At 72.5% G+C, this 24,167-nt stretch carries 17 protein-coding genes; 7 read left to right on the plus strand and 10 right to left on the minus strand.

From position 1 onward, the window contains the following. Positions 1–8 precede the first annotated feature (8 nt). Together ACF1A1_RS17985 and pssA are read left to right on the plus strand one after the other, a co-directional pair. On the plus strand, positions 9–665 hold the full coding sequence (locus ACF1A1_RS17985) for a phosphatidylserine decarboxylase (RefSeq protein WP_392000862.1): 657 nt from the start codon (positions 9–11) through the stop codon (positions 663–665). 22 nt (positions 666–687) lie between these two features. Further along, on the plus strand, positions 688–1,506 hold the full coding sequence (gene pssA, locus ACF1A1_RS17990) for a CDP-diacylglycerol--serine O-phosphatidyltransferase (RefSeq protein ID WP_392001135.1): 819 nt from the start codon (positions 688–690) through the stop codon (positions 1,504–1,506). Positions 1,507–1,849: 343 nt separating this feature from the next. Here the strand turns inward: pssA and ACF1A1_RS17995 are convergent, their stop codons facing one another. Then, entirely contained in the window at positions 1,850–2,968 is a 1,119-nt protein-coding gene (locus ACF1A1_RS17995) for a glycerate kinase (RefSeq protein ID WP_392001137.1), read from the minus strand. A gap of 211 nt (positions 2,969–3,179) precedes the next feature. Between ACF1A1_RS17995 and ACF1A1_RS18000 the strand changes: the two genes are divergently transcribed. Both ACF1A1_RS18000 and ACF1A1_RS18005 read left to right on the plus strand, forming a co-directional pair. Then, positions 3,180–4,256 carry an ADP-ribosylglycohydrolase family protein gene (locus ACF1A1_RS18000; protein WP_392000864.1) on the plus strand — a complete coding sequence of 359 codons (1,077 nt, stop codon included), beginning with the start codon at positions 3,180–3,182 and terminating at the stop codon, positions 4,254–4,256. A gap of 76 nt (positions 4,257–4,332) precedes the next feature. Then, positions 4,333–4,830, plus strand: a complete 498-nt coding sequence (locus ACF1A1_RS18005) for an NUDIX domain-containing protein (RefSeq protein WP_392000865.1) — start codon at positions 4,333–4,335, stop codon at positions 4,828–4,830. 37 nt (positions 4,831–4,867) lie between these two features. On the opposite strand, the gene ACF1A1_RS18010 is transcribed toward ACF1A1_RS18005, so the two are convergent. Further along, entirely contained in the window at positions 4,868–5,068 is a 201-nt protein-coding gene (locus ACF1A1_RS18010; protein ID WP_392000867.1) for a type II toxin-antitoxin system VapB family antitoxin, read from the minus strand. A 78-nt stretch (positions 5,069–5,146) separates the two neighbouring features. On the opposite strand from ACF1A1_RS18010, the gene ACF1A1_RS18015 reads away from it, so the two are divergent. Beyond that, a complete protein-coding gene (locus tag ACF1A1_RS18015) occupies positions 5,147–5,887 on the plus strand; it encodes an NAD-dependent deacetylase (RefSeq protein WP_392000868.1) in 741 nt (246 codons plus the stop codon). 70 nt (positions 5,888–5,957) lie between these two features. Here the strand turns inward: ACF1A1_RS18015 and ACF1A1_RS18020 are convergent, their stop codons facing one another. From ACF1A1_RS18020 to ACF1A1_RS18030, 3 genes are all read right to left on the minus strand, one after another. Beyond that, on the minus strand, positions 5,958–6,470 hold the full coding sequence (locus tag ACF1A1_RS18020; protein ID WP_392000870.1) for a methylated-DNA--[protein]-cysteine S-methyltransferase: 513 nt from the start codon (positions 6,468–6,470) through the stop codon (positions 5,958–5,960). Positions 6,471–6,478: 8 nt separating this feature from the next. Then, positions 6,479–8,005: an AlkA N-terminal domain-containing protein gene (locus tag ACF1A1_RS18025; RefSeq protein ID WP_392000872.1), complete on the minus strand. Its 1,527-nt coding sequence runs from the start codon at positions 8,003–8,005 to the stop codon at positions 6,479–6,481. A gap of 79 nt (positions 8,006–8,084) precedes the next feature. Next, on the minus strand, positions 8,085–10,217 hold the full coding sequence (locus tag ACF1A1_RS18030) for a heavy metal translocating P-type ATPase (RefSeq protein WP_392000873.1): 2,133 nt from the start codon (positions 10,215–10,217) through the stop codon (positions 8,085–8,087). 35 nt (positions 10,218–10,252) lie between these two features. Between ACF1A1_RS18030 and ACF1A1_RS18035 the strand changes: the two genes are divergently transcribed. Together ACF1A1_RS18035 and ACF1A1_RS18040 are read left to right on the plus strand one after the other, a co-directional pair. Beyond that, the gene (locus ACF1A1_RS18035) at positions 10,253–10,612 is read left to right on the plus strand and encodes an ArsR/SmtB family transcription factor (protein WP_392000874.1); all 360 of its coding nucleotides are present in this window, start codon (positions 10,253–10,255) and stop codon (positions 10,610–10,612) included. A 25-nt stretch (positions 10,613–10,637) separates the two neighbouring features. Continuing rightward, positions 10,638–11,786, plus strand: a complete 1,149-nt coding sequence (locus ACF1A1_RS18040; protein WP_392001139.1) for an MFS transporter — start codon at positions 10,638–10,640, stop codon at positions 11,784–11,786. Between the two features lie 292 nt (positions 11,787–12,078). On the opposite strand, the gene chvE is transcribed toward ACF1A1_RS18040, so the two are convergent. From chvE to ACF1A1_RS18065, 5 genes are all read right to left on the minus strand, one after another. Beyond that, positions 12,079–13,167, minus strand: coding sequence for a multiple monosaccharide ABC transporter substrate-binding protein (chvE, locus tag ACF1A1_RS18045; RefSeq protein WP_392000876.1), 1,089 nt, complete (start codon positions 13,165–13,167; stop codon positions 12,079–12,081). A 510-nt stretch (positions 13,168–13,677) separates the two neighbouring features. Further along, positions 13,678–14,151, minus strand: coding sequence for a hypothetical protein (locus ACF1A1_RS18050; RefSeq protein ID WP_392000877.1), 474 nt, complete (start codon positions 14,149–14,151; stop codon positions 13,678–13,680). A gap of 101 nt (positions 14,152–14,252) precedes the next feature. Then, positions 14,253–15,665, minus strand: coding sequence for a dihydrolipoyl dehydrogenase (gene lpdA / locus ACF1A1_RS18055; protein WP_392000878.1), 1,413 nt, complete (start codon positions 15,663–15,665; stop codon positions 14,253–14,255). Positions 15,666–15,797: 132 nt separating this feature from the next. Further along, on the minus strand, positions 15,798–19,760 hold the full coding sequence (locus ACF1A1_RS18060; RefSeq protein WP_392000879.1) for a glycoside hydrolase family 2 TIM barrel-domain containing protein: 3,963 nt from the start codon (positions 19,758–19,760) through the stop codon (positions 15,798–15,800). 171 nt (positions 19,761–19,931) lie between these two features. Next, entirely contained in the window at positions 19,932–24,065 is a 4,134-nt protein-coding gene (locus ACF1A1_RS18065; protein ID WP_392001141.1) for a molybdopterin-dependent oxidoreductase, read from the minus strand. Positions 24,066–24,167: the final 102 nt, after the last annotated feature.

Consider the following 24,167-nt stretch of genomic DNA (forward strand, 5'->3'; position numbering starts at 1 on the left):
GGTCATCCATGCCCCACAGCCAAACCTCTGCACCTCGCGACCGCCTGGTCGGCGTACGCCTCGCGCGCGGAGCATCGCCGTGGCTCCTGCCGACCGTCGCCACCGCAGCCGTCAGCCTGGTCCGCGCCCGCCGCTCGGGTGTCGCCAAGGCCGTCGCCGTTCCCGCCACCGCTCTCGCGGCGGGCATGCTGTGGTTCTTCCGCGACCCCGAGCGCGAGATCGCCCAGGGCCGGGTCATCTCGCCCGCCGACGGAGTGGTGCAGAGCATCATGCCGTGGAAGGACGGGCGCACCCGCGTCGCGATCTTCATGAGCCCCCTCAACGTCCACGTCAACCGCGCGCCGCTCTCCGGCACCGTGACGTCGGTCGAGCACATCCCCGGCGGGTTCGTACCGGCGTTCAACAAGGAGAGCGAGAACAACGAGCGCGTCGTCTGGCACTTCGACACCGAGCTCGGCGACATCGAGATGATCCAGATCGCCGGCGCCGTCGCCCGCCGTATCGTCCCCTACATCCCGGAGGGCACGAAGGTCGAGCAGGGCGACCGGATCGGTCTGATCCGCTTCGGCTCGCGCGTCGACATCTATCTGCCCGAGGGTGTGGAGGTCGCGGTCGAGGTCGGGCAGAAGACCGTGGCAGGGGTGACTCGCATTGACCGTGATTGACCCGGAGACCCAGACGGGCTGGGTGCCCGAGGCCGACGAGGTGGACGAAGAGGAGGAGATGCCCCTCTCCCTCCGCCTGTCGATAGCGGACACCCTCACCCTCGGCAACGCCACGTGCGGCTTCATGGCGGTGTACTTCACCACCACCGGCATCCTGATCCCGCACCTCACCGGCAGCCAGGAGTCCGGCATGGCCCGCCACAGCGCGGCCACGGCGGTCATCCTGATGCTGTGCGCGGCGGTCTTCGACCTCTTCGACGGCCTGGTCGCGAGGAAGCTGCGCTCCTCCCCCATGGGCGCGGAGCTGGACAACCTCTCCGACCTGATCAGCTTCGGCCTCGCCCCGGCGTACTTCGTCCTGGTCTACGGCATGGTCGCCGACGACGCCCACCAGCGGGTGGCGGCGGTCGGCGCGATCGTCGTCCTGCTGGCGGTGGTGCTGAGACTCGCGCGCTTCTCGTGCGTGACGGTGAAGGACGGCACCTTCCAGGGCATGCCCTCGCCGTTCGGTGCGCTGACGGTCGTCTCGATCGTGCTGCTGGAGCTGCCCTTCGTGGCGACGCTGCTGGCGATCCTGGGCACGGCCTGGCTGATGGTCAGCCGGGTGGAGTACCCGAAGCCGCGGGGCCGCCTCGCCGGCGCGATGCTGTCGTGGATCGTCCTGTCGATGGGTCTCCTCGCCGCCTGGGCCTTCGACGCCCCGAGCGGCCAGCTGCTCCTCCAGACCGGCTGCGCGCTGCAACTGGTCATGGGAGCGGTCATCCCCCTGTTCGCCACGGCCCGCCGGGTGAACAACTTCCGCGACAACCGGCGGGAGGCGCGGGCGGCGCAACTGCCGTAGCGCTCCGCTGGGTGGGGCCCCGGACCGGGTTTTCCTGGTCCGGGGCCCTTTCGCGTGGGGTCGCATGTACTCGTCGGCCGGGAGGCGGGCCTTGCGTGGCTCGTGCGGCACCTTCTGAGCAAGGCTCGGCAAACCAGCCCGTCCGGCGTTTGAGGACGAGGCCCGTTCAGGGCCGAAGCGGGGTGCGGGGCGGCAGCCCGGCGGGGGTGCAGCCCCGCGGGGGTACAGCCCGGCGGGGGTACAGCCCGGCGGGGGTACAGCCCGGCGGGCCCGGCAGGGGTGCAGGGGCGCAGCCCCCTGGGACGGGGCGGGTAGGGGCGGCGGGGGCGAGGAAACCCCCGCCTCAGTTCAGGAAGTCCCGGCCGATGCGCTCCGCGACCCGCTCCAGGATCGGCCCGGCCTCCGCGATGCACGTCGCGACGTCGGGCTCGACGTCCGTCAGGGGGTAGGCCCGCCGGATCCCGGCGCGCCCCAGCGCCTCCGGCGGCAGCGCGAGCCGCCCGCACACCGCGACGACCTCCTTACCGGCCGCGCGAGCGGCCGCGGCGACCCCCGCGGGCGCCTTGCCGTGCAGCGTCTGCTCGTCGAGCGACCCCTCGCCGGTGATCACCAGCTCCGCCCGCTCCAGGGCGGGCGCGAAGCCCAGCACGTCGAGCATGACCTCGATGCCGGCGCGGAAGCGGGCGCCGACCAGCAGGGCGCCGTACCCGATGCCGCCCGCGGCACCCGCGCCCGGCGAGACGGCGTACTCCGCGGCCTTCGGCCCGACCTCCGCCTCCAGCACCTTGGCGTAGTGCGCGAGCGCCGCGTCCAGCGTCTCCACGTCGTCCGGGGAGGCACCCTTCTGCGGCCCGTACACCGCCGGCGCGCCCTTCGGACCGGTCAGCGGGTTGTCCACATCGCTCGCGAGCACGAGTTCCACCGACGCCAGCCGCGGGTCCAGCCCCGACAGGTCCGCGCGCGCCAGCCGAGCGAGACCGCCGCCGCCCGGCGCGACCGGCTCGCCGTCCTCGTCCAGGAACCGGGCGCCCAGCGCGGACAGCATGCCGGCGCCGCCGTCCGTGGTGGCGCTGCCGCCGACCCCGAACACGATCGTGCGCACGCCCGCGTCCAGCGCGGCCCGCAGCAGTTCCCCGGAGCCGTACGTCGAGGCCGTGAGCGGTGCGAACACGCCGGCTGGGAGGCGCTGCAGGCCGCTCGCCTCGGCCATCTCCACGACCGCGGTGTCGCCGCGCAGCGCGAACGCGGCGGTGATCTCGTGACCGAGGGGCCCGGCGACCCGTACCTCCCGGCGTTCGAACCCGGCCGCGACCGCCGCGTCGACCGTGCCGTCGCCGCCGTCGGCGACGGGCAGGGCCTCGACCCCGACGTCCGGCACGATCCGGCGCAGCCCCGCCGTCACCCGCTCGGCGACCTGCACGGCCGTCAGCGAGCCCTTGAACTTGTCCGCGGCCACGAGCACTCGTCGGGTGCCCTGCGCTGCAGCGTCCGCCACCTTGCCATCCCCTTGCTCTCCGGGCCCCCACGCACGTCAGGGCCAGTCGCGCCGCAGCGACCTTAACCGGCGGACGGCCCCGCCGCCATGCCCTGCCCGGCCCTCGAACAGCGACGAAGCCGCGAGACAGCGGCGAGGCACCGGCGCGGTCGTCCCCGGAATCGGGTAAACCGGAGCCATGACCCCTGTGGGCACCGATCCCGAGCTCGCCGACCGCGTCCACGGGGGCTGGCTGGGCCGGATCGCCGGCAACATGCTCGGCAAACCGGTCGAGCAGGGCGACCTGTGGACGCGCGAACGCATCGACCGCTACCTGCGGCAGGCCTCCGCCCTGCCGCTCACCGACTACCTGCCCGAACCCGCCGCCGGGCACGACGACCCGCCACTGCGCCCCGAGTGGCGCCAGTGCGTGCGCGGCCGCATCCACGGCAGCTGCCGCGACGACGACGTCGACTACGCCATCCTCGGCCTGGACCTGCTCGAGACCCACGGCTTCGGCTTCAGCACCGAGCAGGTCGGCGACCTGTGGCTGCTGCGGCTGCCGTACCTCCAGACGTTCACGGCGGAGCGGGTGGCGTACCGCAACCTCGCCAACGGACTGAAACCGCCGCTGACGGCGACGTACGAGAACCCCTACCAGGAGTGGATCGGCGCGCTGATCCGCGCCGACATCTACGGCTGGACCTGTCCCGGCGACCCGCGCCGGGCCGCCTCGCTGGCCCGCCGGGACGCGGTGCTGTCGCACACCGGCAACGGCGTGTACGGCGCGATGTGGGCGGCGGCGCTGATCTCGGCCGCGTTCACCGCGCCGACCGTACGGCACGCCGTCGACGAGGCGCTGACCGTGATCCCGGCGAGCAGCCGCCTCGCCCGCACCGTACGCCGGGTCGTCTCCCTCCACGACGCCCGCATGGGCTGGGAGGACACACTGACGACGGTGGCGGACGAGACGGCGGGCCTGGGCTGGATCCACACGGTCCCGAACGCCGCCGTCCTCACCGCCGGGCTCCTGTACGGCGACGGCGACTTCACCCGCACCATCGCCCTCACCGTCCGGGGCGGCCTGGACACCGACTCCAACGGCGCGACGGCCGGTTCGGTCGCCGGCGTCCTGTCCGGCGCGGCGGCGATCCCCGGCCAGTGGACGGAGCCCCTGGAGGACACCGTGCGCAGCGCGGTGTTCGGTTTCGACGGGGTGCGGATCAGTGACCTGGCGGAGCGGACACTGCGGCTGGTGGGGGCGGACGCGCCGTGACGGGCCCGCTCTCCCGCTTCTTCGCGCCGTGCGGTGAGCCGGGTGAGGGGGTGCGGTACCTGGTTACCCTTCCGGGGTGACCACTGCTGAGACTGACTTCGCCGCGTACATCGCCTCCCTTCCCCGCGTCCTGGCCGGCGCCGCCGCGCTGTTCCGCGACGCCGAGGGACGGGTGCTGCTGGTCGAGCCCAACTACCGTGACGGGTGGGCGCTCCCCGGCGGCACGATCGAGTCCGACGACGGTGAGACCCCGCGCCAGGCCGCCCGCCGCGAGACGCTCGAGGAGATCGGCCTCGACCGCGAGCTGGGCCGGATGCTCGCGGTGGACTGGGTGCACGGCACGAACCGGCCGCCGCTGGTGGCGTACGTCTACGACGGCGGGGTCCTCGCCGAGGAGGACCTCAAGGCGATCCGGCTGCAGGAGGAGGAGCTGCTGTCCTGGCGGCTGGTCGCGCGCGAGGAGATCACCGACCACCTGCTCGGCTCGCTGGGCCACCGGGTGCTGGCCGCGATGGACGCGCTGGCGGAGGGCTCGGGTACGGCCGAGCTGGAGAACGGCCGACGGATCGCCTGAAGCCTCGGGGCACGGGACGCCCGTCGGCTCCGGGACGTCAGCCCTCCACGTCCCGCGGCTTGGCGTCCACCACGCGCAACGCCTCGTCGCGCGCGGCGATCCGGGCCTCGGTGCGGTGACCGCGCTCGATGTAGTCGCGGACGACGAGTTCGACGGCGTCCTGAGGGCTGCCCACACCGGTGAGCACCATGACCTCGACCGCGAGCTCGGCGTCGAGGGAGACAGTGACCTTGGCCATGGCCGGACGGTAGCACTGGTCCGTGGGCGGGCGATATCCGTTCGCCGGTCCCCGATCACGCGTCCTACCCTCGGTGACATGACCAAGCCTCTCGTCGCCGTCCTCAGCGGCGCCGGCATCTCCACCGACTCCGGCATCCCCGACTACCGCGGGCCGAACGGGCTGTGGCGGCGGGATCCCGAGGCGGAGAAGCTCGTGACGTACGAGTACTACATGGGTGATCCGGAGATCCGGCGGCGGTCCTGGCAGATGCGGCGCAAGAACCGCACCCTGCAGGCGGAACCGAACGCGGCGCACCGGGCCGTCGTCGACCTGGAGCGGTCCGGGGTGCCGGTACGGGTGATCACACAGAACGTGGACGGGCTCCACCAGCTCGCGGGACTGCCCGCCCGCAAGGTGCTCGAGCTGCACGGCACCGCACGGAAGTTCGTGTGCACGAAGTGCCATGCGCGCGGCCCGATGGAGGACGCCCTCGCCCGGGTCGAGGCCGGTGAGGACGACCCGCCGTGCCTGGAGTGCGGCGGCATCCTGAAGTCCGCGACCGTGATGTTCGGCGAGCGCCTCGACCCGGTCGTCCTCGGCGAGGCCGTCGCCATCACCAAGGCCTGCCAGGTCTTCATCGCGGTCGGGACCAGCCTGCACGTCCAGCCGGCGGCGGGACTCGCCGGCGTCGCCGCCGACCACGGCGCCCGCCTGATCATCGTCAACGCCGAGCCGACGCCGTACGACGACCGTGCCGACGACGTCATCCGGCGGCCCATCGGCACCGCTCTGCCCGAGCTGCTGCGCCGGCTGAGCAGCGACGGCGTGGGCGGCTGAGCCGGCTGTCGCCGACGCCGCGCCGGCCGTCGCGGACGCGGCGCGGCGAGCTGCCCGGCGCCGTGGGAACTCAGGGCTGGAACAGGGACGCGCCGCTCTCGAAGTCCAGCAGGCGCTGCTTGCGGTGCAGGCCGCCGCCGTAACCGGTGAGGCTGCCGTTGGCGCCGACGACGCGGTGGCAGGGGACGATGATGCCGACGGGGTTCCTGCCGTTGGCGAGGCCCACCGCGCGGGAGGCGGTCGGGTTGCCGAGGGCTTCGGCGAGTTCGCCGTAGGTGCGGGTGTCGCCGTAGGGGATCTGGCGCAGCTCGGCCCAGACGGTGCGCTGGAACGGGGTGCCGTGCAGGCGGAGTTCGACGGTGAAGTCCTTCAACTCGCCCGCGAAGTAGGCCTCCAGCTGTTCCTCGGGTGCGGCGAAGAGGGCGTCGTCCCGGGGGCCGAAGGTCTCCTCCGGTGGGCGGTGGCGCTGGTCGGTCATGTAGAGGCCGCACAGGACGCCTTCGTCGGCGACGAGGGTGAGCGGGCCGTAGGGGCTGTCGATGACGGTGTGCCGCTTCGTGGTGTTCTTCGTGGTGATCGTCATGGGGTTCCTCACACGGGCAGGAAGTTGATCGGGTGGCTGTCGGTCGCCCACAGGTACTGGACCGCGTACGCCCGCCAGGGGCGCCAGGCCGCCGCGCGGGCGGTGAGCGCCGCCGGGGTGGACGGCAGGCCCAACTCCTGGGCGGCGCGCCGGATTCCGAGGTCGGTGGGGAGGAAGGCGTCGGGGTCGCCGAGGGCGCGCATCGCGATGACGTCGACCGTCCACGGGCCGAAGCCGGGGAGGGCGAGCAGACGGGCCCGTGCTTGCGCCCAGTCGCTCTCCACGCCCAGGTGCAGTGTGCCGTCGGCGAGCTGGGTGACGAGGGTGGTGAAGGTGGTGCGGCGGGTGCGGGGCATCGCCAGGGACCCGGGGTCGAGCGCGGCGAGGGCCTCGGGGGTGGGGAAGAGGTGGGTGAGGCCGCCTTCCGGGTCGTCGACCGGGTCGCCGTACGCGGTGACCAGGCGGGCCGCGTGGGTGCGGGCGGCCGCCGTGGAGACCTGCTGGCCGAGGACCGCTCGGACGGCGAACTCGGCCTCGTCCACCGTGCGCGGGACACGACGGCCCGGGGCCTTGTCCACCAGCGGCGCGAGCCGCGGGTCCGTGCGCAGTTGGTCGTCGATGGCGACCGGGTCGGCGTCCAGGTCGAGCATGCGCCGGCAGCGGCTGATGGCGACGGTGAGATCCCGCAGGTCACTGAGGGTGAGGCGGCAGCCGATGTGGTCGGGGCGCGGGGTGAGCGCCACGATGCCGTGCCCGTACGGCAGTCGCAGCGTGCGCCGGAAGGCACCGTCCCGCCACTCCTCCACACCGGGCACGCCGGTCGCGGCGAGGTGGCCGAAGAGGTTGTCCGGGTTGAGCGGGGCCCGGAACGGCAGCCGGAGGTGGAGGGTGCCCGGCCAGGCCGGGCCGGCCGGGGTGGCCGCCGTGCCGGTGTTCGTCGCCGGAGGGGCGCCGTTCCTCTTCGGGACGCGGGCGCGCAGTTCGCTCGGGGAGAGCGCGAAGACCTCGCGCACGGTGTCGTTGAAGGTGCGGACGGAGGCGAAGCCGGCGGCGAACGCCACGTCCGCCATGGGCAGTTCGCTGGTCTCGATGAGAAGGCGGGCGGTCTGGGCACGCTGGGCGCGGGCCAGTGCCAGAGGGCCCGCGCCGAGTTCGGCGAGGAGTTGGCGCTCGACCTGGCGGGTGCTGTAGCCGAGGCGGGCGGCGAGGCCGGGCACCCCCTCGCGGTCGACGACACCGTCGGCGATGAGCCGCATGGCGCGGGCGACGAGGTCGGCGCGCTGGTTCCACTCCGGGGAGCCCGGACTGGTGTCGGGCCGGCACCGCTTGCAGGCCCGGAAACCGGCCTGCTGGCAGGCGGCGGCGCTCGGCTGGAAGATCATGTTGTCCGGCTTGGGCGCCACGACCGGACAGCTGGGCCGGCAGTAGATGCCGGTGGTCAGAACCGCCGTGAAGAACCAGCCGTCGAACCGCGCGTCCTTGGACTGCACGGCACGCAGACAGCGCTCCCGGTCGGCGTACATCCCGTTCTGCATGCGTCCAGCATCGACCAGCGCCCCGCGGGGCGCTGGCGAGAATCCGACATCAACCTCGCTTGTCCAGCACCGCCGCGGATCACCCCTTCCAGGCCCGCTCCCGCAGCAGTCGCAGCCCGTTGAGCCCGACCAGCACGGTCGACCCTTCGTGCCCGGCCACGCCGAGCGGGAGGGGCAGGTGCCCGATGAGGTCCCACAGGACGAGCACGGTGATGAACGTCCCCGCGATCACCAGGTTCTGCAGCACCAGCCGGCGGGCGGTCCGCGAGAGTCGTACGACCGCGGGGATCGTGGTCAGGTCGTCGCGGACCACGACGGCGTCCGCCGTCTCCAGGGCCAGGTCCGAGCCCGCCCTGCCCATCGCCAGACCGGAGTGGGCGGCGGCGAGCGCCGGGGCGTCATTGACGCCGTCACCCACGAACAGCACCTTGCGTCCGGCGTGTTGAAGCTCGCGAACGGCGTCCACCTTGCCCTGCGGGAGCAGGTCCGCGCGGACGTCCGTGATGCCGGTGGCGTCGGCGACGCGGGCGGCGGCCCGCCCGTTGTCGCCGGTGAGGAGGACGGCGGTGGTGCCGGTGAGAGCGGTCAGGGCGGCTGTGGCCTTGGGGGCGGCGGGGCGGAGGCGGTCGGTGAGGGTGAGGGTGCCCACGGGGGTGCTGTCGCGGGTGATGAGGATGGTGGTGCCGGGGTGGGGGGTGGATGCGGGATCCTGCATACCGTCGGCGCCGGGGCGACGGTCGGCGGCATCCTGTACACCGTCGACCAGGTGCTCACGGTAGGCGGAATCCCGCATACCGTCGACGCCGCGCTCAACGTCGGCGGAATTCCGTACACCGTCGACCGCGCGCTCGCGGTAGGCGGAATCCTGTACACCGTCGACCCCGCGCATACGGTCGGCCGCGTCCTCCACGCGCCCGACACTCACCACACGCCCCCCGACCACAGCGGTGACCCCGCGTCCCGGGGTCGCCGTGAAGTCCTCGGCCGGGGCGATCCGCAGCTCGCGCTCCCGCGCCGCCCTGACGATCGCGCGGGCCAGTGGGTGCTCGCTGGGGTGTTCGGCTGCCGCGGCCAGGGCGAGGAGGGCGTTCTCGTCGAGGCCGGAGCCGGGCAGGGGGGTGACGTCCGTGACCTCCGGGGTGCCCTCGGTGAGGGTGCCGGTCTTGTCGAGGGCCACGGTGTCGATCTCGCCGAGGCGTTCCATGGCGACCGCCGACTTGACCAGCACGCCGTGGCGGCCGGCGGTGGCGATGGCGGACAGCAGGGGCGGCATGGTGGCCAGGACGACCGCGCACGGGGAGGCGACGATCATGAAGGTCATGGCGCGCAGCAGGGCGTCGGTGAGATCGGCGCCGAAGGCGAGCGGTACGGCGAAGACGGCGAGGGTGGCGGCCACGATGGCGACGGCGTAGCGCTGTTCGATCTTCTCGATGAACAGCTGGGTGGGCGCCTTGGTGCGGGAGGCCTCTTCGACGAGGGTGACGATGCGGGCGATGACCGAGTCGGCGGGGTCGCGTTCGACGCGGACGCGCAGGGCGCCGGTGCCGTTGAGGGTGCCGGCGAAGACCTCGTCGCCGGGGCGTTTGACGACGGGCAGGGGTTCGCCGGTGATGGTGGCCTGGTCGGCCTCGCTGACGCCGTCGACGACGCGGCCGTCGGCGCCGATGCGTTCGCCGGGGCGGATCAACAGCAGGTCGCCGACGGCCAGTTCGGTGGCGGGGACGGTCTCCTCGCCGTCGTCGGTGAGGCGGGTGGCGGTGTCGGGGGCGAGGTCGAGCAGGCCGCGCACGGAGTCGGCGGTGCGGGCGGTGGCCAGGGCTTCCAGGGCGCCGGAGGTGGCGAAGATGACGATGAGGAGCGCGCCGTCGAGGACCTGGCCGATCGCGGCGGCGCCGAGTGCGGCCACGATCATCAGCAGGTCGACGTCGAGGGTCTTCTCGCGCAGTGCCCGCAGTCCTTCGAGGGCGGGTTCCCAGCCGCCGGTGACGTAGGCGACTGCATACAGGATTCCGTACGTCCACGACGGTGCGCCGCCGAGATCCAGTCCCAGGCCCAGCAGGAAGGCGACGGTGGCGGCCAGGGCCCAGCGGGCCTCGGGCAGGGCCAGGATGCGGGTGCGGCGGCGGGGGGCCGTCGGGGCGGGTGCGGCGGTCGTGTGGGAAGCGAGAGTGGTCGACACGCGGCCACCATACAGGAACACATGAAGACTCATTCATCCGTTCATGTGCGGTGGGTAAGATGACCCGCATGGGTCATGGAGCCGTCACCACAACAGCCACCGAGCGGGTACGCCTGGACGCGGGCAACGTGGCCAAGGTGGCCACCACCCTCCAGGCCCTGTCCACCCCGTCCCGGCTGCTGATCCTCGCGCGGCTGCGCGAAGGGCCGCTGCCGGCGACGGAGTTGGCCGCCGAGGTGGGTATGGAGCAGTCGGCCTGTTCGCACCAGTTGCGGCTGCTGCGCAACCTGGGGCTGGTGGTCGGCGAGCGGCGCGGCCGGTCGGTCGTCTACGCGCTGCACGACCACCACGTCGCCGAACTCCTCGACCAGGCCGTCTACCACGTGGAGCATCTGCGGCTGGGCATCAGTGACGCCGCCGAGGAGTGAGGAGCCCAGTGCTCCGCGCCGGCAGCTGTGGCCGCTGTACGCGGCCGGTTTCACCACCGCGTTCGGCGCGCACGGCATCGCCGCGAACCTCGGTGGTGACGCCGACGACGCCGTCACCTCCCTGCTGGTCCTCGGCGGGCTGCTCGCGCTCTACGACGGCGCCGAGGTGCTGCTGAAGCCGGTGTTCGGGACGCTCGCCGACCGCGTCGGGGCGCGCCCCGTCCTGCTCGGCGGTCTGATCGCGTTCGCGGTCGCCTCCGCGCTGTACGTCGCCGTCGGCAGCACCGGCTGGCTGTGGGCGGCCCGGCTGGGGCAGGGCGCGGCGGCCTCGGCGTTCTCCCCGGCGGCGTCGGCGCTGGTGGCGCGGCTCAGTCCGGCGGCCAGGCACGGGCGGGCGTTCGGGAGTTACGGCTTCCACAAGTCCGTCGGCTACACCCTGGGTCCGTTGCTGGGCGGGGTGCTGGTGTGGGCGGGTGGGCTGCGGCTGCTGTTCGGGGTGCTGGCGGTGCTGGGTGCGGGCGTCGCGGTCTGGGCGGCGGTCGCCGTGCCCGTCGTACCGCCGTTGCCGCGGGCCCGGCAGACGGTCGTGGACCTGGCGCGGCGGCTGGCCGATCCGGTGTTCCTGGTGCCGACGGCGGCGCTCGCGGGGGCGACCGCGGCGCTGTCGGTCGGCGTGGGGTTCCTGCCGGTGTCCGGTGCGCAGGCGGGCCTGGGGCCGGTGGCGACGGGGGCCGCGGTGTCGGTGCTGGCCGCCTGCGCGGCGGTCGTACAGCCGCGTGCGGGGCGGGCGTTGGACGCGGGGCGGCTCTCCACGCGGGCCGGGCTGGTCTGCGGGACGGTCGTCGCGGCGGCCGGGTTGGCGTGCGCGATGCTGCCGGGGGTGGTGGGCGTGCTGCTCGCCGCGGCCCTGATCGGTGTCGGTACGGGGCTGATCACTCCGCTCGGGTTCGCGGCCCTCGCCGCGTCGACCCCGCGGGAGCGGTTGGGGCAGACGATGGGCGCGGCCGAGCTGGGGCGTGAACTGGGGGACGCGGGTGGCCCGTTGATCGTGGCGGGGGTAGCGGTGGCGGCCTCGTTGACGTACGGGTACGGGGTGCTGGCGGTGCTGCTGGTGTGCGGGCCGGTGCTGGCGGTGGTGGTCGCGGGGCGGCCCACGGTCTCAGCGCGGCCGTAGGTCAGCGCTGCCGTGGGGCCGGCCAGGGCCACCGGTCTCCCGGGCCCCGCGGGCGCCGCCCCGACCACCGTCGGTCCTTCTCCAGGTCCGGCCTCGGCCGTCAGGCGGGCGGGCGGTGCCGTACGGGCGACGGCGAGGCCGGAGAGCGGTGGCAGGTGTGCGGACGGCCCGCGGGCCTGCTGGCCCTGCCCGACGCGGGCGTGGTTCCCGGGCGGTTGAAGCCGGACGGCGCGGTTCAGCCGCTGACGAGAACCGTGGCGTACCCACGGGCCGACGTCCGCGTGTGGTGCGGCTACTTGAGTTCGGCGGCGGTGTAGTAGCCGCTCGCGACCAGCACCAGGTCGTAGTTGCTCTTGTCGACGCTCGTCGGCTGCAACAAGTAGGCGGGCACGGGCTTGACGCCGTTGTTGTAGGCCCTTCTGCTGTTCAGCCTCGGCGTCTTGTCGTTGAGTATGTTGTCGGCCATGTCCGCGGCGACCTCGGCGAGCTGGCGGACGTCCTTGTAGATGGTCTGCGACTGCTCACCCGCGATGATCGACTTCACGGAGGCCAGCTCGGCGTCCTGGCCGGTGATGACCGGGAGGGGCTTGCTGCCGGAGCCGTAGCCGTCCGCCTTCAGCGCGGACAGGATGCCGAGGGAGATGCCGTCGTACGGCGACAGGACCGCGTCGACCGTCTTGCTCCCGTACGACTCGGCGAGGATCGCGCTCATGCGCTTCTGTGCGGTGGGCCCGTCCCAGCGCAGGGTGGTGACCTCGCTGAGCTCGGTCTGGCCGGACCGGACGATCAGCTGCTTGCTGTCCAGGTACGGCTGCAGGAGGGTCAGCGCACCGTCGAAGAAGTACTTGGTGTTGTTGTCGTCGGGGGACCCGGCGAACAGTTCGATGTTGAACGGGCCCTTGCCGTCCTCCAGGCCGAGCTTGTCGATGATGTAGCGGGCCTGGAGCCGGCCGACCTGCTCGTTGTCGAAGGAGACGTAGTAGTCGACGTTCTTGGTGCCGAGGATGAGCCGGTCGTAGGAGATCACCGGGATGCCCGCGTCGGCGGCCTGCTGGAGCACGTCGTTCAGCGACTTGTTGTCGATGGCCGCGATGATCAGTGCGTCGACGCCCTGCTTGATCAGGTTGTCGATCTGTGAGACCTGGGTGGCCGGCTTGTCCTCGCCGTAGACCAGCTTCGCCTGGTACCCCTTGGCCTTCAGGTCCTGGACGACACTCTTGCCCTCGGTGACCCAGCGCTCGGAGGCCTGGGTCGGAAGGGCGATACCGATGGTGCCGCCGCTCTCGGAGCTGCCCCCGCTGTCCTGGCCGCAGGCGGACAAGGTGAGGGCCAGGGAAACGGCTCCGGCGATGGTGGCGAGCGCGGCTCTTCGGTTGCGCATGGTGTTCGTTCCTCGTACTTCTCGTCGGTGAGGGGTGACGGCATGTCGGATGCCGGTGGGGAAGCGGTGGAGCGGGCCGGACGGGCGGCGAGCAGGCCGGGAGCGAGTCGGACGCGCCGTACCCGCTTTCGGGCGGTGTCCGGGAGCGGGTCCCGCGGAGGGGTGCCGCGCGGGTAGGTCCCGGGTGCCCTGGACAGACCGAGCTTCCGGCAGAGCGGTGTGCCGCAGCGGATCAGCTCGGCGACCTCGTAGGTCCGCGCGCAGCCGCCGATGGCCGGTGCGCACCTGTCCGCAGGTCAGGCTGCGCCACGGCGTCCGGGCCACGTGGGTGCTGATACCGGTGATGCGCAGGGCACCGCCTTTCACCGTTCGAAATACCGTCACATGGTCGGAATGTTGGCGTGAAGCTAAGAGGGGGGTGTGCGGAGTGTCAACGGGGTGAACAGGAACGGTTACATAAAGGCGTTGGCGCGGGCCGGTCCGGGAGTCCCGCACAGAAGCGGAAGGCGCTCAGCCCAGGCCCTCCTGGCGCGACGCCAGGGCCCAGATCACGAACACGTCGATCGCCATCACCACGACCGACCAGAGCGGTTGGTAGGGCAGGAACAGGAACTGGGCGACCAGGCTGAGCGAGGCGAGGAGGATGCCGGTGAGGCGGGCCCAGGCGGCGTCCTTGAGCAGGCCCGCGCCGGTGACGGCGGCGAGGAGGCCGAGGACGAGGTGGACGCAGCCCCAGCCGGTGAGGCTGAGTTCGTAGACGTACGAGCCGACGCGGGCGTAGACGTCGTCCCCGGCGAGGGCGGCGATGCCCTGGAGGACGGCGAGGACGCCGCCGCACAGCATCAGCACGCCGGCGAAGGCGACGCCGCCGGTGACCCGGGAGTCGCGGGGGGAGGGTCTGCGGGGGCCGCCGGGCGGGGTGGACCAGGCGGTGCCGATCTCGCCCTGCGGGCTGCCGGCGGAGGGGTTGGAGGGGGAGGTCATGGACGGGGTCCCTTCTGTGGGGCTCCGTTGCAGGACATCCCGGGTGTCCGGCGGGGGCGAGCGTGGCGGGGCCGTTCGGGTGAGCGGCCCCGCCACGGGTCTCACATGTTGATCATGTGGCCGGCGAGGCCGTGGACGGCCTCCTTGACGGCCTCGCTCAGCGTCGGGTGGGCGTGGACGTTGCGGGCGACCTCGTGGACGGTGAGGTCCCACTGCTGGGCCAGGGTCAGCTCGGGCAGCAGTTCGGTGACGTCGGGGCCGATGAGGTGGCCGCCGATCAGCTCGCCGTGCTTCGCGTCGCTGATCAGCTTGACGAAGCCGGTGGTGTCGCCGAGGCCGTGCGACTTGCCGTTCGCGGTGAACGGGAACTTCGCGACCTTCACGTCGTGGCCGAGTTCGCGGGCCTGGGCCTCGGTGTAGCCGAAGCTGGCGATCTGGGGCTGGCAGAAGGTGGCGCGCGGGATCATCGCGTAGTCCAGTTCCATGGTCTCCGCGTCGGCGATGGTCTCGGCGGCGATCACGCCCATCGCCTCGGCGGCGTGCGCGAGCATGAGTTTCGCGGTGACGTCGCCGATGGCGTAGATGTGCGGGACGGAGGTCCGGCAGCGGCCGTCGACGTCGATGGCGCCGCGCTCGGTGACCGTGACGCCGGTGTTCTCCAGGCCGTAGCCGGTGACGTTCGGGGCGAAGCCGATGGCCTGGAGGACCTTGTCGGCCTCCAGGACCTGCCGGCCGCCGTCCTTGGCGGTGACGGTGACGCGGACCTGCGGGCCGGACTCGTCGATGGACTCGACGCGGGTGGAGGTGAGGACGTCGATGCCGAGCTTGCGGTACTGGCGGGCGAGTTCGGCGGAGACCTCGGCGTCCTCCAGGGGGGCGACGCGGTCCAGGAACTCGACGATGGTGACCTTCACGCCGTAGTTGTGCAGGACGTAGGCGAACTCGATGCCGATGGCGCCGGCGCCCGCGATGACGAGCGACTGCGGGAGGTCCTCGGCGAGGATCTGCTCCTCGTAGGTGACGACGCGGGAGGTGCGGCGGGTGCCGGGCAGCAGTTTGGGGGTGGCGCCGGTCGCGATGACGCAGTGGTCGAAGCCGATGGTGCGGGTGTTGCCCTCGTAGTCGGTCACCTGGAGGGTGTGCGGGTCCAGGAAGGTGCCGCGGCCGTCGTATTCGGTGATCTTGTTCTTCTTCATCAGGTAGTGGACGCCCTTGACGCGGCCGTCCGCGACCTTGCGGCTGCGGCGGAACGCCTCGCCGTAGTCGAAGGAGATCTGTCCGTCGACCTTGATGCCGAAGGTCTTCGCCTCGCGGGTGACGATGTGCGCGAGTTCGGCGTTGCGCAGGAGGGCCTTGGTGGGGATGCAGCCCACGTTGAGGCAGACGCCGCCCCAGTACTTCTCCTCGACGACGGCGACGCGTTTGCCCAGTTGGGCGGCGCGTACGGCGGCGACGTAACCGCCGGGGCCCGCGCCGAGTACGACGACGTCGAATCGCTCGTCCTGCTCGACCATGGAACGTTCCTCTTCCTTCGGCTGGTGCGCTGCTGGTGGTTCTCTCGTCTTCTTCAGTGCCGGTTCGGTGAGGATTGTTCCACCGCGCCGGGAACGGGGCCCGCCGAGTGGCCGGCGGGCCCCCGTCCCTGTCTACTCCCCCGCCGTCGGCCGGCGTGAGGCGGCCGTGGCCCGTCCGACGTCGGTGAGGGGCCGCAGCCGGTAGGTGTAGGCGTAGTCGCGGTCGGCGAACAGCTTGTACTCGTCGTGGGTGTGCGCGCCCCAGCTGTTGTCGCCGCCGACGCCCATCTGGCGGTGGTTCAGGCGCAGGACGACCTCGCGGCGCGGGGTGAGCTGGTAGTCGTGGCGGGCGCCGGCCGACAGGTCCTCGGGCGTGAAGTGGGAGGCGTTGACCTCCAGCAGGGGTTCGCCGGTGGCGAGCAGGCCGACGCCGTCCCGGCCGGTGAGGGCGACCCAGCGGACGTCGGTCCTGTTGCCGTTCTCCTGGGGGCGGATGTACGGGGTCCACTGCCCGGAGACGGTTCCCGAGTACAGGCCGACGTCGGTGCCGTTGTTGCGGTCCCAGTGGTTCTCCTCGGGGCCGCGCCCGTAGTAGTGCAGGTGTTCCAGCCGTGCGGGCAGGAAGAGCAGGCTGCCGACCTCCGGGATGTACGGCAGGCTCGCGGCGCCCGGGTGGAGGGTGTGGTCGACCTTGATCTCGGCGTTGCCGAACACGGTGTAGGTGGTGGTGTACGTCGACTGCACGGTCGTGGGGAGTGTGCCGGTGACCTTGATCTCGACGGCCCGGTCGCGCAGGGCGCGCACGCTCACGCCGGTCACGGTGCGCTGGGCGCCGGCGTCGCGCCAGGTCTGGTTGCGGGTGTGCTGGCCGTTGCCGCGGTCGTTGTCGGTGGGCGCCCGCCAGAAGTTGGGTGCGGGCCCGGAGGTGATCAGGCGGGTGCCGGCGGCCTCGTAGGAGGTGATGACGCCGGTGCGCTTGTCGACGGTGACGGAGAAGTCCTCGCCGGTGACGGTGACGTCCGTGTCGCCGTCCTCGTGGGTGAGGGCGGGCACCCTCGCCAGGGGGACGGGGGTCACGGCCGGACTGCCCGCGTCGAGGGGGATCTGCTGCCGGGCCACTTCGAAGCCGGCCCCGGCCCAGGGGGTGGACTCCTTGAGGGTGAAGGACAGTTCGAGGAAGTACTCGGTGCCGGGCGCCGGGGCGGCCGGAAGTTTCACGGGGACGGTGATGTCCTTCGCGGACAGCGGAGCCAGATCGAGCTGACTGCGCGTCAGCTGTCCGCGGCGGACCGGTTTGCCGTCGGCCACGAGGGTCCAGTGACCGTTGTATTCGCGGAGGTTGGTGAAGAGGTGCTCGTTGGTCAACGTGACCGTGCCCGCCGCGCGCCCCGGCACCGGTGCGGCGTTGATCGCCTGGTAGACCCGTTTGACCTCGGCGGCCTTGCCGGTGTGGCCGCGGTCGGCGGTGATGATGCCGTCCGCGACGAAGGCTCCGTCGTTGGGGATGTCGCCCCAGTCGCCGCCGTAGGCCGGGAACGTCTTCTCGCGGGGCCGCTTCTCCTCCACGGCGACCGTCGCCGCGTCGAACCAGAACCGCACGCCGTCGTCGCCGGGGCCGCGCCGGCCGTCGGCGAGTTCGGCCGCGGTGAGGGCCCGGGCGTAGACGCGGGCCCGGCGGATGGTGCCGCTGAACTCGCGGGTGTGGTTGTCGGTGTCGTTGCCGAGCGCGAGGGGCGCGGTGTTGTTGGCGGGGCGGCGGGTGGTGGTGCGGGTGGCCCGGACCTCGCCGTCGACGTGGAGGGTGAGCGTGCCGGCGTCGGCGTCGAAGACGCCCGCGATGTGGTGCTCACGGCCGGTCCAGTCGTCGGGCACGGCCCAGGACGCGGTGACCCACTGGCCGCCGCCGTGGATGAAGAACTCCACGGTCCGGTTGGTCTGCTTCAGGGCGTACTGGGTGTCGCCCTTGGCGATGATCGGCTGGTGGAAGCCGGTGACGCGCGGGGTGACCCAGGCTTCCAGGGTGAGGGAGCCGGTGAGGTCCAGGCGCGGGTCGCGGGGGAAGACGGTGGCGCCGGAAACGCCCGCGGCGCGGTCGAAGGTGCCGCTGGAGGCCAGCAGTGCGCCGCGCAGCCGGCCGGGTCCGGTCTCGGTGAGCAGGGTGCGGGCGGGGGTGGGCCAGTTCAGGGACTGGTCGGCGAAGTCCCAGATCCAGCCGCCCTGGAGGACGTCGTAACGGCGGACGAGGTCCCAGTACTTCTTGAAGTTGCCGTTGGAGTTCCCCATCGCGTGGGAGTACTCGATCATGACGTACGGCCGGGTGTCCGCGGTGTCCTTGGCACGCTGTTCGACGCGGGCCGGCGTCTCGTACATCTGCGAGCGGATGTCGCTGACGCCGGGGCGGTCGTCGCCCTCGTACTGGATGACGCGGGTGGGGTCGTAGGAGCGGATCCAGTCGTGCATGGCGGAGAAGGTGCTGCCGGCGCCGGCCTCGTTGCCGAGGGACCAGATGACGACCGAGGCGTGGTTCTTGTCGCGGTGGACCATGTTCTGGGCGCGGGCGACGCAGGCGGTGGTCCACTCGGGGTGGTCGCCTGGGTACTGGGAGCGGATGCCGTGGGTCTCGAGGTTGGTCTCGTCGACGAGGTAGAGGCCGTACTCGTCGGCGAGTTCGTACCACTGCGGGTTGTTGGGGTAGTGGGAGGTGCGGACGGAGTTCATGTTCATCCGCTTGATGATCTTGATGTCCTGGACGAGGTCCGCGCGGGTGAGGGCGGTGCCGCGGGCCGGGTGCATCTCGTGCCGGTTGGTGCCGCGGAGGGACACGGGCCTGCCGTTGATGCGCATCAGCCCGTCCTTGAGGGCGAACTCGCGCAGGCCGATCCGGTGGGAGAGGGTCTCGATGACCTTGCCGGCGGGGTCGCGCAGCCGCAGCACGGCGGTGTAGAGGTAGGGGTGCTCGGCCGACCAGAGGCGGGGGGCGGGGACGGCCTTCGCCGCCTGTACGGTCGTTTCGCCGCCGGGGGTGAGGTGGACGGTCTGCTGGAGGGGGCGGGGCCAGACGGGGTGGCCGTCGGCGTCGTACAGGAGGGTGTCGACCGTGTACCGCGCGTCGACTGTATGCAGTCCACCGGATCCCGTCGCCGCCCCCGTGCCCCCGTCCCGCCGGTCTCCCCCGTTCCCGTAGTCCCGCACGCTCGCCGTGACCGACAGCTGCGCGGTGGTGTAGTCGTCGCCCAGCGGGGTGTCCAGCTTGAAGTCGCGCAGGTGCACGGCGGGCGTGGAGTACAGGTAGACCGAGCGGAAGATGCCGCTCAGCCGGATCATGTCCTGGTCCTCCAGCCAGTCGCCGTCGGAGTAGCGGTAGACCTCGACGGCGATCTGGTTGGTGCCGGGCTTGAGGTGCTCGGTGATGTCGTACTCGGCGGGGGTGAAGGAGTCCTCGTGGTAGCCGACCAGCTCGCCGTTGATCCAGACGTAGTGCGCGGACTTGACGCCCTCGAAGTGCAGGAAGGTGCGCCGGCCGGCCCAGCCCTTGGGCACGGTGAAGGTGCGCCGGTACTGGCCGACCGGGTTGTAGCGGGTGGGGGCGGCGGGCGGTTGCGGCTCCTCGCCGAGGCCGTTGGGGCCCCAGTAGGGGTAGGTGATGTTGACGTAGATCGGGAAGTCGTGGCCGTGCAGCTGCCAGACGGACGGGACGGGGATCGTCTCCCAGGAGGAGTCGTCGAGGTCGGTGCGGTGGAAGTCGACGTCCCGGTCGTCGGGACGCTCGGCGTAGGCGAATCTCCAGGTCCCGTCGAGGCTGAGCCGGTACGGGGAGCGGGTACGGTCGGCGGCCAGGGCCTGGGCGAGGTCGCCGTACGGCATGAGGGTGGTGTGCGGCGGTTCGGTGCCGAGCCGGAAGACGTCGATGCGGCCGTTCCACTCCGGGGTGACGTCGGTCGCGTCCGCCGCGGCGGCCCGGTGGCTGGTGGACGGGGTGGAGAGAGCGAGCGCGCCCAGAACGGCGGCCGATCCTTCGAGGAGACGACGACGGCTGACGAACACCCGCTGGGGGTGGTCCGGCCGGTCCATGGGCGACACGTGCGGATGCGACATGACCATGACCTTCCTCGGGGCGAACCGTGCGGCTGCACGGGACGGAGGTGTGTCAGATCTTGTCCACTGCTGTTGGGAAACCGAACAGGGGCGCGCCGGTGATGGCTGAATATCAACTCACTTCGGCGCAACGCCACTTGGCGCCGGTCACCGAAGGCGGCGGCCCCACCGTCAGTACACGTCCCGTACGTACCGCTTCTCGGAGGCGAGCTGCTTGACGTAGGCCGCGGCCTCCTCCTCGCCCAGGCCGCCGTGGACGACGGCGATGTCGTGCAGGGCCCGGTCGACGTCCTTGGCCATGCGGGAGGCGTCGCCGCAGACGTAGAAGTGGGCGCCGCCCTGGAGCCAGGACCACAGCTGGGAGCCGTGCTCGCGCATCCGGTCCTGCACGTACACCTTGGCGCGCTGGTCGCGGGAGAAGGCGGTGTCCAGGCGGGCGAGGGTGCCGTCGGCCAGGAGCGCGGTCAGCTCCTCCTCGTAGTAGAAGTCGGTCGCCCGGTGCTGCTCGCCGAAGAACAGCCAGTTCTGGGCCCGGTGCCCGCGCGCCCGCCGTTCCTCCAGGAAGCCGACGAACGGCGCCACGCCGGTGCCGGGGCCCACCATCACCATCGGGGTGGCCGGGTCGGCGGGCGGCCGGAAGTGCGGTGAGCGCTGTACGTGCACCGGCACCGCGGTGCCCGGCCCGGCGTCGGCGAGGAACGGCGAGCAGACGCCCTGGCGGGGCCGGCCGGCCAGGTTCTCGTAGCGCACCACGGAGACGGTGAGCGAGACGAGGTGGGGGTCGGTCAGCGGGCTGGACGAGATCGAGTAGAGGCGCGGCTGGAGGCGCCCCAGCACCTCGGCCCACTCCTGCGCGTCGGCCCGGACACCGAACTCGGCGGCCACGTCGACTGCCTGGCGGCCCCAGGACCACTTGGCGAGCTCGCCCTTGTTGTCCGGGCGCAGCAGTTTGCGCAGCTCGCGCGGGTCGCGGATGCGGTCGGCGGTGAACCGCAGCAGGGCGGGGGTGATCCGGGTGATGTCGAGGTGGCGCAGCAGGGCCTCGTCGAGGGGGACCTCGCCGACGCCGTTCACGTGCACCCGCGCGCGTGCGTCGAGTCCGGTGACGGCCAGCCACTCGTCGACGAGCTCCGGGGAGTTGAGGGGGCGGACGCCGAGGGCGTCGCCGGCCTCGTAGACGAGCGGGGTCTCGCTGTCGCGGGTGTCGAAGGTGAAGCGGCGCACCTCCTTGCCGGACCCCGGCAGGCTCAGCAGCCGGTTGCCGGTGAGGCGGGCGGTGACGGGGGCGGGGCGCCTGGAGCGGGCCGGGGCGGCGGGCGCCACGGTCGCGGCCGCCGTCGGCACGGCGCCGGTGCCGGTCCGCGCGGTCTCCCGGACGGCCTCCTGGGTGACCTCCCCGGTGGTCGCCCGCGTGGCGGTCCGCGTCGTCTCGTGGGCCTTCTCCTCGGCCTCCTTGAGCGCGATGAGCACCTGTTCGAGCCAGGCCTCCGCCTGCGGCTCGTAGTCCGGCTCGCAGTCCGTGCGCGGCGCCAGCCGTACGGCGCCCAGCTCGTCCATACGGTGGTCCAGCCGTCTCCCGTGGCCGCAGAAGTCGTCGTAGGAGGAGTCCCCGAGGGCGAGGACGGCGTAGCGCCGGCCCTCCAGGCGGTCGGCGTCGGGCGCGGCCAGGCCGGCCCAGAATCCGGCGCCGTTGTCGGGGGCGTCGCCGTCGCCGAAGGTGCTGGTGATGAGGAGCAGGTCGGCGTCGGAGGGCAGGGTGGCGGGGTCGGCCTCGTCCATGGCGACGAGGGAGGCGGTGTGACCGCCCGCGCTGAGCCGTGCGGCGGTGGCGGCGGCGAAGTCCTCGGCGTTGCCGGTCTGCGAGGCCCACAGGATCACCACCTGGCGGCCCTGGGGCCGCTGGGGGGCGGTGGTGGTGCGGGAGTACATGCCGGCGAGGGTGCCGTTGACCCACAGGGCGTGCTCGGGGCTGAAGGGCGCGTCCGGCGGCAGGACCGGGACGCCGGACGCGCCGGCCGGGATGCCGGCGAGGAAGCCGACCAGGTAGTGCCGTTCGCGTTCGGTCAGGACGGGCGGCGGGGCGGGTTCCAGGCCGAAGACGGAGGCGGCGGAGGGGTGGACGGCGGTGGGCGCGATCACCGCGCCGGGTGCCGGGGCGGCGGCGTTCTCGACGGCCGGGGTTTCGGTGGCCGGGGCCCCGGCGGCCGGGACCTGCACGCTCACCGGCGTCGACACCTTCGTCAGTGACACCGCGCACACCTTCAGCTCGGGCTGGAAGGACAGCGGGTCGACGGCGTCGCTGGTCACCGCGTTGACGCTGAGGTACTCGCCGAACAGGTCGTTCCAGTGGAACGGCGCGAAGCAGGAGCCGGGCAGGACGCGGTCGGTGACGACGGCGGGCAGCACGGCCCGGCCGCGCCGTGAGGCGACCTCCACCGAGTCGCCGTCGGCGACGCCGAGCCCGGCGGCGTCCTCGGGATGCAGTTCCACGAAGGGGCCGGGGTTGAGCTTGTTGAGCTTGGCCACCCTGGCGGTCTTGGTCAGCGTGTGCCACTGGTGCTGGAGCCGGCCGGTGTTCAGGACGAACGGGTAGTCGTCGTCGGGCATCTCGGCGGGCGGGACGTGCGGGCGGGCGTGGAAGACGGCACGGCCGCTCGGGGTGGGGAAGGTGAGCGAGCCGTCGGCGCCGACGTACCGGATGGGGTTGCGGGCGGGGCCGTCGGCGGTGGCGGCCGGCCACTGCACGGGGGTGGCGCGCAGCCGGTCGTACGTCACTCCGCGCAGGTCGTAGCCGGTCTGCGGGTTGTGGGCGCGCTTGATCTCCTCGAATATCTGCTCGGCGCTGTCGTAGGAGAAGCCGTCCTCGTAGCCCATCGCGCGGGCCACGGCGGCGATGAGGCGCCAGTCGGCGGTGGCCTCGCCGGGCGGGTCGGCGGCGGGGCGGGCGAGGGTGAGGTTGCGCTCGCTGTTGATGAGGACGCCCTCGGTCTCGGTCCACAGGGCGGCCGGCAGGACGACGTCGGCGTACGCGTTGGTCTCCGTGTCGGCGAAGACGTCCTGGGCCACGACGAACTCGGCGGCCTCCAGGCCCTCGATGACGGTCTTGCGGTGGGCGACGGAGGCGACCGGGTTGGTGCAGATGATCCAGCAGGCTTTGATGTCGCCGTCGGCCATCTTCCGGAACATCTCGACGGTGCCCTTGCCGACGCCGTCGGCCCGGATCGTGCCGGGCTCCAGCCCCCACAGGTCCTCGGTGAAGGCGCGGTCGGCGTCGACGAGCACGGACCGCTGACCGGGCAGTCCGGGCCCCATGTAGCCCATCTCGCGTCCGCCCATGGCGTTGGGCTGGCCGGTGAGGGAGAACGGGCCGCTGCCCGGGCGGCAGATCCTGCCGGTGGCGAGGTGCAGGTTGACCAGGGCGTTGGTGTTCCAGGTGCCGTGCGTGGACTGGTTGAGGCCCATCGTCCAGCAGCTCGTCCACTCCCCCGCCTCACCGATCAGCCGGGCCGCCTCGCGCAGGTCGGCCTCCGGGATGCCGGTGATCTCGGCGACGGTGGCGGGCGGGTAGTCGGCGAGGAAGGCGGGCATCGCCTCCCAGCCCTCGGTGTGCGCGGCGATGAAGTCGGGGTCGGTGTGCCCGTTCTCGTACAGCAGGTGCAGCAGCCCGTTGAGGAGGGCGAGGTCGGTGCCCGGCCTGACCTGGAGGAACAGGTCGGCCTTCTCGGCGGTGGCGGTGCGGCGCGGGTCGACGACGATCAGCTTGGCGCCCGCCTTCACCCGGTCCATCAGCCGCAGGAAGAGGATCGGGTGGCAGTCGGCCATGTTGGAGCCGATGACGAGGAAGACGTCCGCCGTGTCGAGGTCCTCGTACGAGCCGGGCGGCCCGTCCGCGCCGAGGGAGAGCTTGTAGCCGGTGCCGGCGCTGGCCATGCACAGCCGGGAGTTCGACTCGATCTGGTTGGTGCGCAGGTAGCCCTTGACCAGCTTGTTCGCCAGGTACTGCGCTTCGAGGCTCATCTGGCCGGAGACGTAGAGGGCGACCGCGTCGGGCCCGTGCTCGTCGACGATCTCCCGTAGTCGCCGGGCCGTCTCGGCGACCGCCGCGTCCACGGGGGCCGGCTCAGGCTCCTCCCCGCGGTCGGAGCGGACGAGGGCGGTGGTCAGCCGGCCCGGCGCGGCGAGCATGTCGGCCGTGGTCGCGCCCTTGGTGCACAGCCGGCCGAAGTTCGCGGGGTGCTCCTTGTCGCCGGAGGCCTTCAGGACCGTACGGCGTCCGTCCGGGCCGCGGCCGATGTCGAGCACCATGCCGCAGCCGACACCGCAGTACGAGCAGACCGTGCGCACCTTCGTCGCGCTGTCGGTCCGCGGGTCCGGCACGGCCACGGGCGCCCCCTTCGTTCTGACGAT

Origin of the sequence: Streptomyces sp. NPDC014995 (genome assembly GCF_043080745.1) — a bacterium.
Classification (GTDB): domain Bacteria; phylum Actinomycetota; class Actinomycetes; order Streptomycetales; family Streptomycetaceae; genus Streptomyces.

What these genes read in the sequence shown, in the direction of transcription:
- ACF1A1_RS18000 (WP_392000864.1), top strand. Translation starts at nt 3,180, where the DNA reads ATGACCCCTGTGGGCACCGATCCCGAGCTCGCCGACCGCGTCCACGGG.
- ACF1A1_RS18065 (WP_392001141.1), bottom strand. Translation starts at nt 24,065, where the DNA reads ATGGTGCTCGACATCGGCCGCGGCCCGGACGGACGCCGTACGGTCCTG.
- lpdA (WP_392000878.1), bottom strand. Translation starts at nt 15,665, where the DNA reads ATGGTCGAGCAGGACGAGCGATTCGACGTCGTCGTACTCGGCGCGGGC.
- ACF1A1_RS18030 (WP_392000873.1), bottom strand. Translation starts at nt 10,217, where the DNA reads ATGAGTCTTCATGTGTTCCTGTATGGTGGCCGCGTGTCGACCACTCTC.
- ACF1A1_RS17985 (WP_392000862.1), top strand. Translation starts at nt 9, where the DNA reads ATGCCCCACAGCCAAACCTCTGCACCTCGCGACCGCCTGGTCGGCGTA.
- ACF1A1_RS18010 (WP_392000867.1), bottom strand. Translation starts at nt 5,068, where the DNA reads ATGGCCAAGGTCACTGTCTCCCTCGACGCCGAGCTCGCGGTCGAGGTC.
- ACF1A1_RS18050 (WP_392000877.1), bottom strand. Translation starts at nt 14,151, where the DNA reads ATGACCTCCCCCTCCAACCCCTCCGCCGGCAGCCCGCAGGGCGAGATC.
- chvE (WP_392000876.1), bottom strand. Translation starts at nt 13,167, where the DNA reads ATGCGCAACCGAAGAGCCGCGCTCGCCACCATCGCCGGAGCCGTTTCC.
- ACF1A1_RS18025 (WP_392000872.1), bottom strand. Translation starts at nt 8,005, where the DNA reads ATGCAGAACGGGATGTACGCCGACCGGGAGCGCTGTCTGCGTGCCGTG.
- ACF1A1_RS18035 (WP_392000874.1), top strand. Translation starts at nt 10,253, where the DNA reads ATGGGTCATGGAGCCGTCACCACAACAGCCACCGAGCGGGTACGCCTG.
- ACF1A1_RS18015 (WP_392000868.1), top strand. Translation starts at nt 5,147, where the DNA reads ATGACCAAGCCTCTCGTCGCCGTCCTCAGCGGCGCCGGCATCTCCACC.
- ACF1A1_RS18020 (WP_392000870.1), bottom strand. Translation starts at nt 6,470, where the DNA reads ATGACGATCACCACGAAGAACACCACGAAGCGGCACACCGTCATCGAC.
- ACF1A1_RS18060 (WP_392000879.1), bottom strand. Translation starts at nt 19,760, where the DNA reads ATGTCGCATCCGCACGTGTCGCCCATGGACCGGCCGGACCACCCCCAG.